The 12,663-nt window shown below is 36.5% G+C and carries 16 protein-coding genes; 5 read left to right on the top strand and 11 right to left on the bottom strand.

What is annotated here, in order from left to right:
• Nucleotides 1-123: 123 nt before the first annotated feature.
• Nucleotides 124-1,968 (bottom strand): translational GTPase TypA, encoded by a 1,845-nt coding sequence (typA, locus tag MHH59_RS19795; protein ID WP_002014867.1) that lies wholly within the window; start codon nucleotides 1,966-1,968, stop codon nucleotides 124-126.
• A gap of 140 nt (nucleotides 1,969-2,108) precedes the next feature.
• On the opposite strand from typA, the gene MHH59_RS19800 reads away from it, so the two are divergent.
• On the top strand, nucleotides 2,109-2,288 hold the full coding sequence (locus MHH59_RS19800; protein ID WP_000400127.1) for a DUF5325 family protein: 180 nt from the start codon (nucleotides 2,109-2,111) through the stop codon (nucleotides 2,286-2,288).
• Nucleotides 2,289-2,331: 43 nt separating this feature from the next.
• Here MHH59_RS19800 and MHH59_RS19805 read toward each other — a convergent pair whose 3' ends face one another.
• Nucleotides 2,332-3,123 carry an inositol monophosphatase family protein gene (locus tag MHH59_RS19805; protein WP_002033721.1) on the bottom strand — a complete coding sequence of 264 codons (792 nt, stop codon included), beginning with the start codon at nucleotides 3,121-3,123 and terminating at the stop codon, nucleotides 2,332-2,334.
• A gap of 88 nt (nucleotides 3,124-3,211) precedes the next feature.
• Complete coding sequence (locus tag MHH59_RS19810) at nucleotides 3,212-3,400, bottom strand: hypothetical protein (protein WP_002121995.1); 189 nt, start codon at nucleotides 3,398-3,400, stop codon at nucleotides 3,212-3,214.
• Between the two features lie 205 nt (nucleotides 3,401-3,605).
• Between MHH59_RS19810 and MHH59_RS19815 the strand changes: the two genes are divergently transcribed.
• Nucleotides 3,606-4,232 carry a YktB family protein gene (locus MHH59_RS19815; RefSeq protein ID WP_002014864.1) on the top strand — a complete coding sequence of 209 codons (627 nt, stop codon included), beginning with the start codon at nucleotides 3,606-3,608 and terminating at the stop codon, nucleotides 4,230-4,232.
• An 80-nt stretch (nucleotides 4,233-4,312) separates the two neighbouring features.
• Here the strand turns inward: MHH59_RS19815 and MHH59_RS19820 are convergent, their stop codons facing one another.
• Nucleotides 4,313-4,582: a UPF0223 family protein gene (locus tag MHH59_RS19820; RefSeq protein ID WP_002014862.1), complete on the bottom strand. Its 270-nt coding sequence runs from the start codon at nucleotides 4,580-4,582 to the stop codon at nucleotides 4,313-4,315.
• A 383-nt stretch (nucleotides 4,583-4,965) separates the two neighbouring features.
• Here MHH59_RS19820 and speA point away from each other — a divergent pair, with 383 nt between their 5' ends.
• Together speA and MHH59_RS19830 are read left to right on the top strand one after the other, a co-directional pair.
• Nucleotides 4,966-6,438, top strand: a complete 1,473-nt coding sequence (speA, locus tag MHH59_RS19825) for an arginine decarboxylase (RefSeq protein ID WP_078213762.1) — start codon at nucleotides 4,966-4,968, stop codon at nucleotides 6,436-6,438.
• Nucleotides 6,439-7,057: 619 nt separating this feature from the next.
• A complete protein-coding gene (locus tag MHH59_RS19830) occupies nucleotides 7,058-7,888 on the top strand; it encodes a protein-glutamine gamma-glutamyltransferase (protein ID WP_002066931.1) in 831 nt (276 codons plus the stop codon).
• A 37-nt stretch (nucleotides 7,889-7,925) separates the two neighbouring features.
• Here MHH59_RS19830 and MHH59_RS19835 read toward each other — a convergent pair whose 3' ends face one another.
• From MHH59_RS19835 to MHH59_RS19850, 4 genes are all read right to left on the bottom strand, one after another.
• Entirely contained in the window at nucleotides 7,926-8,054 is a 129-nt protein-coding gene (locus MHH59_RS19835; RefSeq protein ID WP_000536785.1) for a GapA-binding peptide SR1P, read from the bottom strand.
• Between the two features lie 44 nt (nucleotides 8,055-8,098).
• Nucleotides 8,099-8,227 (bottom strand): GapA-binding peptide SR1P, encoded by a 129-nt coding sequence (locus tag MHH59_RS19840; protein WP_002033839.1) that lies wholly within the window; start codon nucleotides 8,225-8,227, stop codon nucleotides 8,099-8,101.
• 59 nt (nucleotides 8,228-8,286) lie between these two features.
• Nucleotides 8,287-8,415: a GapA-binding peptide SR1P gene (locus tag MHH59_RS19845; RefSeq protein ID WP_000536778.1), complete on the bottom strand. Its 129-nt coding sequence runs from the start codon at nucleotides 8,413-8,415 to the stop codon at nucleotides 8,287-8,289.
• Nucleotides 8,416-8,610: 195 nt separating this feature from the next.
• Nucleotides 8,611-8,907, bottom strand: coding sequence for a DUF3055 domain-containing protein (locus tag MHH59_RS19850; RefSeq protein WP_000462037.1), 297 nt, complete (start codon nucleotides 8,905-8,907; stop codon nucleotides 8,611-8,613).
• 134 nt (nucleotides 8,908-9,041) lie between these two features.
• Between MHH59_RS19850 and MHH59_RS19855 the strand changes: the two genes are divergently transcribed.
• Complete coding sequence (locus MHH59_RS19855; protein WP_002128879.1) at nucleotides 9,042-9,434, top strand: DUF1885 family protein; 393 nt, start codon at nucleotides 9,042-9,044, stop codon at nucleotides 9,432-9,434.
• A 1-nt stretch (nucleotide 9,435) separates the two neighbouring features.
• Here the strand turns inward: MHH59_RS19855 and MHH59_RS19860 are convergent, their stop codons facing one another.
• The 3 genes from MHH59_RS19860 to pdhC all read right to left on the bottom strand — a co-directional run bounded on the left by MHH59_RS19860 (nucleotide 9,436) and on the right by pdhC (nucleotide 12,571).
• On the bottom strand, nucleotides 9,436-9,663 hold the full coding sequence (locus MHH59_RS19860) for a hypothetical protein (protein ID WP_002088334.1): 228 nt from the start codon (nucleotides 9,661-9,663) through the stop codon (nucleotides 9,436-9,438).
• 197 nt (nucleotides 9,664-9,860) lie between these two features.
• Nucleotides 9,861-11,273 (bottom strand): dihydrolipoyl dehydrogenase, encoded by a 1,413-nt coding sequence (lpdA, locus tag MHH59_RS19865; protein WP_002014851.1) that lies wholly within the window; start codon nucleotides 11,271-11,273, stop codon nucleotides 9,861-9,863.
• A 5-nt stretch (nucleotides 11,274-11,278) separates the two neighbouring features.
• Nucleotides 11,279-12,571, bottom strand: a complete 1,293-nt coding sequence (gene pdhC, locus MHH59_RS19870) for a pyruvate dehydrogenase complex dihydrolipoyllysine-residue acetyltransferase (protein WP_002033838.1) — start codon at nucleotides 12,569-12,571, stop codon at nucleotides 11,279-11,281.
• Nucleotides 12,572-12,663: the final 92 nt, after the last annotated feature.

Genomic DNA, 12,663 nt, shown 5'->3' on the forward strand with positions numbered 1-12,663 from the left:
TGTACTTAATACAAGAGTAACTCGCAAAAAAAATACTGTCTACAAAAAAGAGTAAATATTCTAAAAAAATAAACATAAAACAAAAAAACAGCTACCTTTATAAAAGGTAGCTGTTCTATTATTTTATGCTTCAACAGATTTCTTTTTCTTAGCAGCTCTTTCGCGCTCACTCTTATCAAGAATCTTTTTACGTAGACGAATTGATTCTGGAGTTACTTCACAGAACTCGTCATCGTTTAAGTACTCTAATGACTCTTCTAAAGTCATTAAGCGTGGTTTTTTCATTGTTGAAGTTTGATCTTTCGTCGCAGAACGAATGTTAGTTTGTTGTTTCATTTTTACAACGTTAACTGTTAAATCATTCTCACGTGTATGTTCTCCAACGATCATACCAGCATATACTTCTGTACCTGGTTCAACGAAGATTACACCACGGTCTTCAACTTGCATAATACCGTATTGTGATGCTTTTCCTGCTTCAAGTGAAACTAGAACACCTTGACGACGTCCACCCACTTGTCCAGCATGTACTGGTTGGTAGCAATCAAATGTGTGGTTTAAAATACCATAACCACGAGTTAATGTTAGGAATTCTGTTGTGTAACCAATTAACCCACGTGCTGGAACCATGAAAGTAAGGCGAACTTGACCGTTTCCGTTATTCACCATATCTAACATTTCACCTTTACGTGCGCCCATTGATTCCATAATAGAACCAGTGTATTCTTCAGGAACATCAATTTGTACGCGCTCTACAGGCTCACTTCTTACGCCATCGACATCTTTAATAATTACTTCAGGCTTAGATACTTGTAGTTCATAACCTTCACGACGCATGTTTTCAATTAAGATTGATAAATGTAACTCTCCGCGTCCAGATACGATCCATGCATCAGGAGAATCTGTATTATCTACACGTAAACTTACATCTGTCTCTAATTGTGAACGAAGACGCTCTTCAATTTTACGAGAAGTAATGAATTTACCTTCACGACCTGCAAATGGGCTGTTATTTACAAGGAATGTCATTTGTAATGTTGGCTCATCAATACGTAATAATGGTAAAGCCTCTTCATGCTCAACCGGACATACCGTTTCACCTACGTTAATGTCTTCCATACCTGAAACAGCTACTAAATCTCCAGCTTTTGCTTCTTCAATTTCTTGACGTTTTAATCCAATGTAACCAAATAATTTAGTTACACGGAATTGTTTTACACTTCCGTCAACTTTCATTAATGCAACTTGTTGTCCTACTTTCATTGTACCGCGGAATACGCGTCCAACCCCAATACGACCAACATAGTCATTGTAATCAAGAAGTGCTACTTGGAATTGAAGTGGCTCTTCGCTGTTATCAATTGGTGCTGGAATATGTTCAATGATTGTGTCAAACAATGATTTCATATTCTCTTCTTGATTTGCTGGATTTGAATCTAAGCTTGCTGTTCCGTTCATTGCTGATGCAAATACAACTGGGAACTCTAATTGATCTTCGTTTGCACCAAGTTCGATGAATAAGTCAACTACTTCATCAACTACTTCATCAGGGCGAGCGAAGTCACGGTCAATTTTGTTTACAACAACGATCGGAGTTAAGTTTTGCTCAAGAGCTTTCTTTAAAACAAATCGTGTTTGTGGCATACAACCTTCATATGCATCAACTACAAGTAGAACACCATCAACCATTTTCATGATACGTTCTACTTCTCCACCGAAGTCAGCGTGACCAGGTGTATCTAAAATGTTAATTCTTTTATCTTCATAGTGAATCGCAGTATTCTTCGCTAAAATTGTAATACCACGTTCTCTTTCTAGATCATTTGAGTCCATTGCGCGTTCTTCAATATGTTCATTCGCACGGAACGTCCCCGCTTGACGTAATAACTGGTCAACAAGTGTTGTTTTACCATGGTCAACGTGGGCAATAATTGCTATATTTCGTAAATCTTGTCGTTTTTTCAACATGTCCAACTCCTAATGTCTTTTTAATCCTTCTCTATTATAAGAGCGAAGGGGATACAATGGCAATCAAAATAAAATCAAGAATGAAAATATAGTTGTATTCTTACTTTTGTGAAAGTAAAATAAGATTGGAGGGTGAAGAAATGGAACACATTCAATATCGCTTTTTATTAACAGCAATTATCGGTGTTATCTTCTTAATTGGTATCGGAATTATGATTGCTGAAAATAGTCCCATCGGCATTATTATTTGCATTATCGGCACATTTGTTACAGTTGGATACGGTTTTGTAACAAAAAGAAAAATGCGTAAATCGCAATAACATTAAAAAGTAAGAAGCTTCTTTATGCCTCTTACTTTTTTCATTATTGCGATACAAATGGTAATAATTCTTCGTATACTCCTGGTTTTGCAACTAACACACTGCTTTTCTCTACAATAGAAAGAGGCGTTCCCAAGAACGTTGTCACTTTACCGCCAACTTCCTCTACAATAATCTGTCCCCCGCCAAAGTCCCATGGCGATAAGCGCGGTGTTACATATGCGTCTAATCTTCCCGTGGCAACATATACCATTTCTAACGCTGCACAACCATATGACCTCGTACCTCTCGCCTTCTTAACGAGCATCATCATTTTTTCCATATTAAGCAATGGATTATCAGTAAGCCATATCGCATTCAAAGCTATAACTCCATGCTCTACCGTTCCTTTTTCCAACATGGGAATAGCTAAATCATTGCAAAAAGCCCCTTCTCCCTTTACCGCATGATATAGTTCGTCATGAACTGGATCATAAATAAGACCAATCTTTCCGATACCGTTCTCATAAATCCCGATTGAGATTGCGAAATTTCTTTTTTGATGAACAAAGTTCATCGTGCCATCAATTGGATCAATTAACCAAACAACCCCATTAGAAGAGGTAATCTCATCTCCATAGCCTTCTTCTCCTAAAATGTTATGAGCCGGGAATGTTTCTTTAATTTTCCCAATTAAAAACTGCTCCGTTTCTCGGTCCATATTTGTTACTAGATCAGCTGCATTTGACTTTGTTTCTATAATAAGTGTTTTTTTCAGTGACGCCATTAATTGTTCTCCGGCTTCTCGAATCCACTGTTTCGCGTGTGTATCGATGTCTTTCCATACTTCTTGCATGTTTAAACACTCCGATCTATACTGTTCACAGAAAAAACGAACCCTTTATAAGGTTCGCACCAACTAATTATTTATACATATACTATTATTACGCTTCTAAACGGATCATTTCAAGTCTTAACACTTCTAATTTTTGTACGCACTCTTCTTTTTTCTGTTTGTCGTTATCCATCATCGCATCATATAAAGTTGCTAATTCATAATCTAGCTCCAAACGTAGCACCGGAATTCTCTTTTCAGCATCTGTTCTCTTTAACGCATTAATCACCTGTCTCATTTTTTTGCCTCCTCCCAATATTCGTCTGCCCTCGGACTAGAATTGATTCAATTTTCTGATTTTTTGTTTTATACTATACTATGTTGGATAAATCATCTATGCAACAAAATTATATTTTTTTATTTAAATTTTTTTGTGATGTTTTTTTTATGAATAGTACAAGCTATGCTAAAATTAAAACAAAATAGGAGTTGGAGGAACAATCATGACACTACAAACATTCACATCAACTGATTTTGAAGTCTTTACTGTTGATGGTCTTGAAGAACGAATGAGCGCAATTAAAACGAATATTCATCCTAAGCTAGAAGCTTTAGGGGAACAATTTGCAGAATATTTATCACAACAAACTGATGAAAACTTTTTCTACCATGTAGCAAAACATGCACGCCGCAAAGTCAATCCACCAAACGATACTTGGGTTGCTTTTTCAACAAATAAACGTGGATATAAAATGTTACCACACTTTCAAATTGGTTTATGGGGTACTCACGCCTTCATATACTTTGGTTTAATCTATGAGTGTCCACAAAAAGTGGAGACGGCTCACGCCTTCTTAGAACATTTAAATGATTTAAAAACAAATATTCCAAATGACTTCGTTTGGTCCATTGACCATACTAAACCAGGTGTAAAACTACATAAAACGCTTGAAACGGAAGACTTACAAAAGATGATTGAACGTTTAGCTACTGTGAAAAAAGCAGAGTTATTAGTCGGTATTCATATATCACCAGAGGAGTTTTCAGCAATGACCAACGAACAATTCCTTGCTAAGATTGAATCTACGATGCAACCACTCCTTCCTTTATATGCACTTTGTAATCGATAGTAGAAAACGGACAATTTATATTGTCCGTTTTTAGTTGTTATCACATTATAGCACTTTGCATTTTAATTTTCAAAATATTTTTACATTTTTACAATCTTTTTTTCCGCTACTTCTTTTGCTCTTTGAATCGTACGATATATAGAATATCCACTTACTTCTTGAAATTCTTTATCAATTTTTTTCTCCGCTGCCTTCGATGGCACAATCTCTTTAAAACGACGATATAATTCCATCAAATCTTCTCTCAAAACTCCTTTTTCATATACCTTTTCAATCGCTTCATAAAACTTTACAACTGCTACCATTTCTTCATTTGACCAATTGTAATCAAGTGGATATTGATATTCCATTTTTGCACCTCATTCAGTATTCTTTCTTTTTCCATTATGCTACCTTTAAGACAACCTTTTATTCTTCACTATAGCCACTCTGCATTATACACCATTTATCCATTTCAATGGAATTGTCTTCCTCTTTGCAGTATTTAAAATATAACTATTAAACATACTCACCTTGAAAATGCGATTTTTCTATACATCTATAATTATTGGTGATATAATGCTTTTGTTTTATAGAGAATAAAGTGAGACTACCATCCCCAAAAAGGCTTTTGCGAATGGCAGAAAAACAAGTCAAGTTCTAAAAGTTTGTCATCTTAATTTCCTTTTAGAATGAGATGAAATCATATAAAACAAACTCTAATAAATATTACGAAGAAGAAGGGGTGTATAGATTGTCCCAATACGAAACACCATTGTTTACCGCTTTAGTTGAGCACAGTAAGCGAAATCCAGTTCAATTCCATATTCCTGGTCATAAAAAAGGACAGGGCATGGATCCTACATTTCGCGAATTTATTGGGCATAATGCATTAGCAATTGATTTAATTAATATTGCGCCGCTCGATGATTTACATCATCCAAAAGGTATGATTAAAGAAGCACAGGATTTAGCAGCCGCTGCTTTCGGTGCAGATCATACGTTCTTTTCTATTCAAGGTACAAGTGGTGCAATTATGACAATGGTGATGAGCGTGTGCGGTCCTGGGGATAAAATCCTCGTGCCACGGAATGTGCATAAATCAGTAATGTCAGCTATTATTTTCTCAGGTGCAAAACCAATTTTCATGCATCCTGAGATTGATCCGAAGCTCGGTATTTCACATGGGATCACAATTCAATCTGTCAAAAAGGCTCTTGAAGAGCACTCAGATGCGAAAGGCTTACTTGTTATAAATCCAACATATTTTGGGTTTGCTGCAGATTTAGAGCAGATTGTAGAATTAGCTCATTCTTACGATATTCCTGTACTTGTTGATGAGGCTCACGGTGTTCATATCCATTTTCATGATGAACTACCAATATCAGCTATGCAAGCAGGTGCAGATATGGCAGCAACAAGTGTTCACAAATTAGGTGGGTCTTTAACCCAAAGCTCTATTCTTAATGTAAAAGAAGGTCTTGTGAACGTAAAGCATGTCCAATCCATTATTAGCATGCTTACGACTACATCAACTTCTTACATTTTGTTAGCATCCCTTGATGTTGCTAGAAAACGTCTTGCTACAGAAGGAACAGCTCTCATAGAACAAACAATACAATTAGCTGAGCATGTTCGTGATGCTATTAATGCTATTGAGCATCTTTATTGTCCCGGAAAAGAAATGCTAGGAACAGATGCTACTTTTAACTATGATCCTACAAAGATAATTGTATCTGTAAAAGATATAGGTATTACAGGCCATCAGGCTGAAGTATGGCTTAGAGAACATTACAACATTGAAGTAGAACTCTCTGATTTATATAACATACTTTGTCTTATCACATTTGGAGATACAGAAAGTGAAACAGATACACTTATTACAGCATTACAAGATTTAGCAGCAACATATAGAAATAGAGCAGACAAAGGTGTTCAAGTACAAGTAGAAATACCAGAAATACCTGTGCTAGCACTTTCTCCTAGAGATGCTTTTTATTCAGAAACAGAAGTCATTCCATTTGAAAACGCAGCAGGTCGTATTATAGCTGATTTTGTTATGGTTTATCCGCCAGGGATTCCAATCTTTACTCCGGGGGAAATTATTACACAAGATAACTTAGAGTATATTCTTAAAAATTTAGAAGCTGGGTTACCTGTACAAGGTCCTGAAGATATGACATTACAAACATTACGTGTTATTAAAGAGTACAAGCCTATCAGTTGATAGGCTTTTCTTTCACCTTTTTTCTCTTTTTTTCATACGATACTAAAGAATTTGACATTCCCACCCTAATGGGGCAAGCTGACTAACATCAGTGGGATTCTTGCTACCTAAGGCGAAGTCCATTTCTGGTATCGCTGACGTGCAAGATTGCGGTGTGCCATCACCACTCTCACAACAGACCGTATAGGTTCGTGAGCTACGGTACTTATACCATACCGTACAGATTCGTGTTCAGGTGTTTTAGCGTCTTGTTCTTGACGACACATATCATTTTACCGATAGCTTGAATTCGGCTATCGAACTCCCTATGCTATCTTTTTTCAAAGAACACATTGGCGTTTTAAAGACTTGTACTTGTCTGTAGTTAAAGTCTACCAAAATATAAAGTGAAACTTTAATCAGTGGGGTTTTGTTCATCCCCACTGATTATTAGCCTTCACCAATCGGGCGTTTACGGGCAGCAGGGCTCCAGCCGAATTTTGAGGTGGAATTCTTACTGCCCGCAAATAGCGGGATAAATGTTTTTCTATGAAAAAGCGATACTTTCATCCTATGTCTAAAGTCCAATATAGGCTTTCCCGTATCGCGAAATCTGTAACGTATAGGTGGGGATACCATTATGATTGTGATAGGCCGTTCTATTGTACACCCTTATATCACAAATGAATATGAGCCATTTGCAGCTGAAAAACAACAGATTTTATCCATAATGGCGGGAAATCAAGAAGTTTATTCCTTCCGAACAGCCGATGAACTCAGCTTTGATCTTAATTTACGAGTTAATATTATTACTTCCGCGCTAGAACTTTTTCAAAGTGGATTTCAGTTTCGTACGTTTCAACAATCTTTTTGCAATCCTCAGTTTTGGGAAAGAACATCACTTGGCGGATTTCAACTACTTCCAAACATAGCCCCTTCCATTGCCATCCAAGATATTTTTAAAAACGGAAAACTATATGGAACTGAATGTGCCACCGCAATGATTATCATTTTTTACAAAGCATTACTATCATTATATGAGGAAAAAACTTTCAACCGTCTATTCGCAAACCTCTTACTTTATACATGGGACTACGATCGCGACTTAAAGCTCATAACAAAAACGAGTGGCGATATCGTTCCAGGTGACCTCGTTTACTTTAAAAACCCACAAGTTAATCCAGCTACGATTGAGTGGCAAGGAGAAAATACAATCTATCTAGGAAACTTCTTTTTTTACGGACATGGCGTAGGCGTAAAAACGAAAGAGGAAATTATTTATTCATTAAATGAACGAAGGATCCCTTATGCTTTTATTTCAGCTTATTTAACCGATTTTATTACTCGTATTGATAGCCGTATGATGAGTCAATATGCCCCCCCTAACACGCCACAAACATCAATTGGATTTATTCCTATTAGAGATGATGCAATTGTTGCAACAGTCGGACATACAACTACAATCTATTAAAAAAACGCCTACATGTGTAGGCGTTTTTTCTTAATTATTAAGCTTTTGTATGTTCTTTATGGTCACATTCGCAATGAGATCCACATTTCCCATAAAGTACTGTTGATTTTTCATCTTCAAAATGTGCGATTGTTCCTTCACAAACTTGGCATACGATTGTTCCCATCTTCATTTCCCCCTGATTTTTAAGAATAATCTACTTATATATGATTAAGCTTTCGCATTGTCTCTACTAGCACAGTCACAATTGGAACCACATTTCCCATAAAGTACTGTCGTTTTCTCATCCTCAAAATGTCCGATTGTTCCTTCGCAAACTTGACATACGATTGTTCCCATTTTTCATTTCCCCCTAAGTTTATGGTCCTAAAAACTTTTAGCTGTCAATTTCCTATCAATTATTGGGCTTTTGTATGTTCTGTGTGATCACATCCGCAAGATCCACATTTCCCGTAAAGTACCGTTACTTTCTCATCCTCGAAGTGTGCAATTGTACCTTCACAATCTTGACATACGATTGTTCCCATTTTTCATTTCCCCCTAAGTTTATAATCCCAAAAACTTTTGTAACCGCTTAACTTTCTGTCTTTATTTTAATATGTTATACTTTTTACGTCAATAGGTTTTTAGTATAACACATTAAATATTTTAAAATTAAATTAGTATGCGATATTAACACAAAAAAACAGCCATATCTCATACGTACGACTGTTTCTTGTTAATTATTCTTCATACTCCGCATGCAAAGAAGTAGACGGAACAAGAAATTTAAAAAATTGAGCTAACTCCTCCGCCTCCTCTTCCGATCCTAACTTAAAAGTTTCCTGTATATATGGAACATTTTCTACATCATCTCTCCCAAGCAAAGTAGATCTCCCTGTTTGCATACAAACAATAAGTGGCTTTCCAAAAAACATATTTGTATAAATAACTCCAAAATCATAACGTGTATCATGCGTCATAAATCCTAAAAATCGTACCTTCACACTTTCATGCTCATCATACAATTTTTCAAACATGAGTTTCCACCTTTCTAAATAACACTTCCTACTCATTAATATATTAAACAAAAAAAGTAATACTCCTTTTAATTGTCAAAAAATTCAGTAGGATGTAGAATGATATTATTCTACTAAGCTAAGGGGGAATTTGTATGCAACACGCCTTTATCACACTTGTACCTAAATCCAATCAACAATCTGTTTCAATAGAAGATGTTAAACACCTTTTTCATAACTATAAAACCGTTACTTCCAAGACTGGTAATCAAATTAATTATGCTTATACAAATACAGCTTTTCCTTATGAAATATTAGATACATCAGCAACAACATTAAAACTCCAATCGAGTCACGATCGATATGATTCTATTTATGTTGGGATTGGAATAGAAAAGGAACAATCTTTTATTCAGGTTTCTTTGCCTACTACAGCAACATTTGGTGATAAAGGAAAAGCAAATGAATTTAGCCGTTTTCTAGCGAAGAAATTAGAAGGAGAGTTACAACTATTTAATGGAAGAACAATGTATTTCTATAAACGTTAATTTAAAAAATAGAGAATATGATTAAAAAAAGTATGCAATTTGAACACGTAAGGAATAATGCCTGCTTTCTTACGTGTAATACAAAACATGCAATCACATATGCCAAATAAAGAAATACGAAAAAGAGAATTACTTTATAATGAAACTTATCACCATTCGATAATGTTAATACAATGGAAAAACCACTCCATAATAGAAAATGATAAAATATAACATGTAATATTCTCATGGAACCTTCTCCTTTGACATGCTCTATTTTATTAATATATGGGATTAAGTTTGAATCAATTACATATTATATAACGGTTCATTTAAAGTATTATATATTCATTCGACAAGTACATATAAAGACCTTGCAAGTCATTTTATGAAAATAAAAATACCCCATCTCTTTAAATAAGAGATGGGGTATTTACATTACTTAAATTATTTTACAATGTGAATTGGCATTCCAAGAGCAACTTCAGCTGCTTCCATTGTGATTTCCCCTAATGTTGGGTGAGCATGGATTGTTTGAGCGATATCTTCAGCTGTCATTCCAGCTTCGATAGCTAAACCAATCTCAGAGATAATATCAGAAGCACCTGCACCTGCAACTTGCGCGCCTACAAGAAGACCATCTTCTTTACGCGTTACAAGTTGTAAGAAACCGTCAGTGCTGTTTAATGATAACGCACGACCGTTTGCAGCGAATGGGAACTTAGATACAGCTACTGTCATTCCTGCTTCTTCAGCTTGTTTCTTAGTGTAACCAACAGATGCTAATTCTGGATCAGTGAAGCATACTGCAGGAATTCCGATGTAATCGATTGCTGATGCATGGCCACTAATTACTTCAACAGCTACTTTACCTTCGTAAGAAGCTTTGTGAGCTAATGGTGGTCCAGGAACGATATCACCGATTGCATAGATGTTTGAAATATTTGTACGGCATTGCTCATCAATTTCGATAATGCCACGGTCAGTCATTTTAATTCCAACTTGCTCAAGACCGATTTCTTGAGTGTTTGGACGACGACCTACAGTTACTAATACGTAATCTGCTTCTACAGTTTGGATTTCACCGTTAACTTCAAAGCTAACTTTTACGCCAGTTTCTGTTTCTTCAACGCCTTTAGCCATAGCTTTTGTATGGATATTTACGTTACCTTTTTTCTGTAGAGCACGTTTAACAACAGAGCTCATAGCTTTTTCGAAACCAGCTAAGATTTCGTCGCCAGCTTCTACTACAGTAACTTCTGTACCGAAGTTAGCATATGCAGTACCTAATTCCATACCGATGTAACCGCCGCCGATTACAACAAGTTTTTTAGGAATTTCAGGTAAGCTTAAAGCGCCTGTAGAGTTGATAACACGTTTAGAGTATTTGAATCCTGGAATTTCGATTGGTGTAGAACCAGTTGCAAGAACAGCATTTTTAAACGTATAAGTTTGTGCTGCATCTTCAGTCATTACGCGTAATGTGTTAGCATCTACGAAGTAAGCTTCACCGCGAATGATTTCAACTTTGTTACCTTTAAGAAGGCCTTCAACACCGCCAGTTAATTTCTTAACTACGCCGTTTTTCCATTCTTGAACTTTTGTAAAGTCAACTTTTACGTTCTCTGCAGTGATACCCATGTCATCAGAATGCATTGCATTCTCATAACGATGACCTGCATTGATTAACGCTTTTGAAGGAATACATCCAACGTTTAAGCATACGCCACCAAGGTTAGATTTTTCAATAATCGCTACCTTTTGACCTAATTGTGCTGCACGAATTGCCGCAACGTATCCACCAGGACCTGCACCAACAACGACTGTATCTAATTCAATTGGGAAATCTCCTACTACCATTGTTATTACGCCTCCATTACTAATAATTGTGGGTCATTCAATAGACGTTTAATTTGGTTTAATGCTTTTTGAGCAGTTGCGCCGTCAATTAAACGATGGTCAAAGCTTAGAGATAATGCTAATACTGGAGCTGCAACGATTTCACCGTTTTTCACAACTGGTTTCTCAGCGATACGGCCGATACCAAGGATTGCTACTTCTGGGTGATTGATAACTGGAGTGAACCATTGTCCACCTGCAGAACCAATGTTTGTAATTGTGCAAGAAGCACCTTTCATTTCAGTTGGAGCTAAACGACCATCACGTGCTTTACCAGCAAGTTCATTGATCTCGTTAGAAATAGTAAAGATAGATTTACGATCTGTATCTTTAACAACTGGTACTAATAGACCTTTGTCTGTATCAGCTGCGATACCGATGTTGAAGTAATGTTTATGAACGATTTCTTGAGAAGCATCGTCTAAAGCAGTATTCAACATTGGGAATTCACGTAATGCAGATGTTAAAGCTTTTACAACGTATGGAAGGTAAGTTAATTTAATACCTTTGTCAGCTGCAACAGCTTTGAACTTCTTACGGTGAGCAACAAGTTCTGTTACATCTACTTCATCCATTAATGTTACGTGAGGAGCTGTATGCTTAGAGTTAACCATTGCTTTCGCAATCGCTTTACGGATACCACTCATTTTCTCACGAGTTTCTGGATATTCACCAGCTGGGATTGGTTGTGCTTTTGGTGCTTCTTCTTTCGCTGCTGCTGCTGGAGTAGCTTCTACTGCTGCTGGAGCCTCAGTTGCTGCTACAGTTTGTCCACCATTTGCAAATGCATCGATGTCAGTTTTCACAACACGGCCGTTCTTACCAGAACCAGCTACTTTATGAATATCTACACCTTTTTCACGAGCATATTTACGAACAGATGGCATAGCGATTACACGCTCATTTACTACTTCTGCAGTTGCTGCTGGAGTAGTTTCCGCTGCTGGAGCTTCTACTGCTGCTTCTTCAGCTTTTGGAGCTTCATCATGATCGTCACCTTTAAATTTAAGGTTTTCGTATCCAGGAGCATCAAATTTAATTAATGTATCTCCTACAATTGCAACTGTTCCTTCTTCTACAAGTACTTCAAGTACTTTACCTTTAACAGGAGAAGGGATTTCTACTACTGCTTTATCATTTTGTACTTCAAGAAGTACATCATCTTCATTTACTTCATCGCCTGGTTTAATAAACCATTTTACGATTTCACCTTCGTGGATACCTTCACCGATATCTGGTAGTTTAAATTCAAATGCCACGGAATTCAGCCCCCTGATTCATTTCATTATTATGGAATATGTACAAAAGAAACCAGCATGTGCTGATTTCTTTTGCACATGAAAAACTAAAA

The sequence above is a fragment of the Bacillus sp. FSL E2-0195 genome, from assembly GCF_038003645.1.
GTDB lineage: Bacteria > Bacillota > Bacilli > Bacillales > Bacillaceae_G > Bacillus_A > Bacillus_A mycoides.

What these genes read in the sequence shown, in the direction of transcription:
- typA (WP_002014867.1), bottom strand. Translation starts at nt 1,968, where the DNA reads ATGTTGAAAAAACGACAAGATTTACGAAATATAGCAATTATTGCCCAC.
- MHH59_RS19800 (WP_000400127.1), top strand. Translation starts at nt 2,109, where the DNA reads ATGGAACACATTCAATATCGCTTTTTATTAACAGCAATTATCGGTGTT.
- MHH59_RS19805 (WP_002033721.1), bottom strand. Translation starts at nt 3,123, where the DNA reads ATGCAAGAAGTATGGAAAGACATCGATACACACGCGAAACAGTGGATT.
- MHH59_RS19810 (WP_002121995.1), bottom strand. Translation starts at nt 3,400, where the DNA reads ATGAGACAGGTGATTAATGCGTTAAAGAGAACAGATGCTGAAAAGAGA.
- MHH59_RS19815 (WP_002014864.1), top strand. Translation starts at nt 3,606, where the DNA reads ATGACACTACAAACATTCACATCAACTGATTTTGAAGTCTTTACTGTT.
- MHH59_RS19820 (WP_002014862.1), bottom strand. Translation starts at nt 4,582, where the DNA reads ATGGAATATCAATATCCACTTGATTACAATTGGTCAAATGAAGAAATG.
- MHH59_RS19830 (WP_002066931.1), top strand. Translation starts at nt 7,058, where the DNA reads ATGATTGTGATAGGCCGTTCTATTGTACACCCTTATATCACAAATGAA.
- MHH59_RS19835 (WP_000536785.1), bottom strand. Translation starts at nt 8,054, where the DNA reads ATGGGAACAATCGTATGCCAAGTTTGTGAAGGAACAATCGCACATTTT.
- MHH59_RS19840 (WP_002033839.1), bottom strand. Translation starts at nt 8,227, where the DNA reads ATGGGAACAATCGTATGTCAAGTTTGCGAAGGAACAATCGGACATTTT.
- MHH59_RS19845 (WP_000536778.1), bottom strand. Translation starts at nt 8,415, where the DNA reads ATGGGAACAATCGTATGTCAAGATTGTGAAGGTACAATTGCACACTTC.
- MHH59_RS19850 (WP_000462037.1), bottom strand. Translation starts at nt 8,907, where the DNA reads ATGTTTGAAAAATTGTATGATGAGCATGAAAGTGTGAAGGTACGATTT.
- MHH59_RS19855 (WP_002128879.1), top strand. Translation starts at nt 9,042, where the DNA reads ATGCAACACGCCTTTATCACACTTGTACCTAAATCCAATCAACAATCT.
- MHH59_RS19860 (WP_002088334.1), bottom strand. Translation starts at nt 9,663, where the DNA reads ATGAGAATATTACATGTTATATTTTATCATTTTCTATTATGGAGTGGT.
- lpdA (WP_002014851.1), bottom strand. Translation starts at nt 11,273, where the DNA reads ATGGTAGTAGGAGATTTCCCAATTGAATTAGATACAGTCGTTGTTGGT.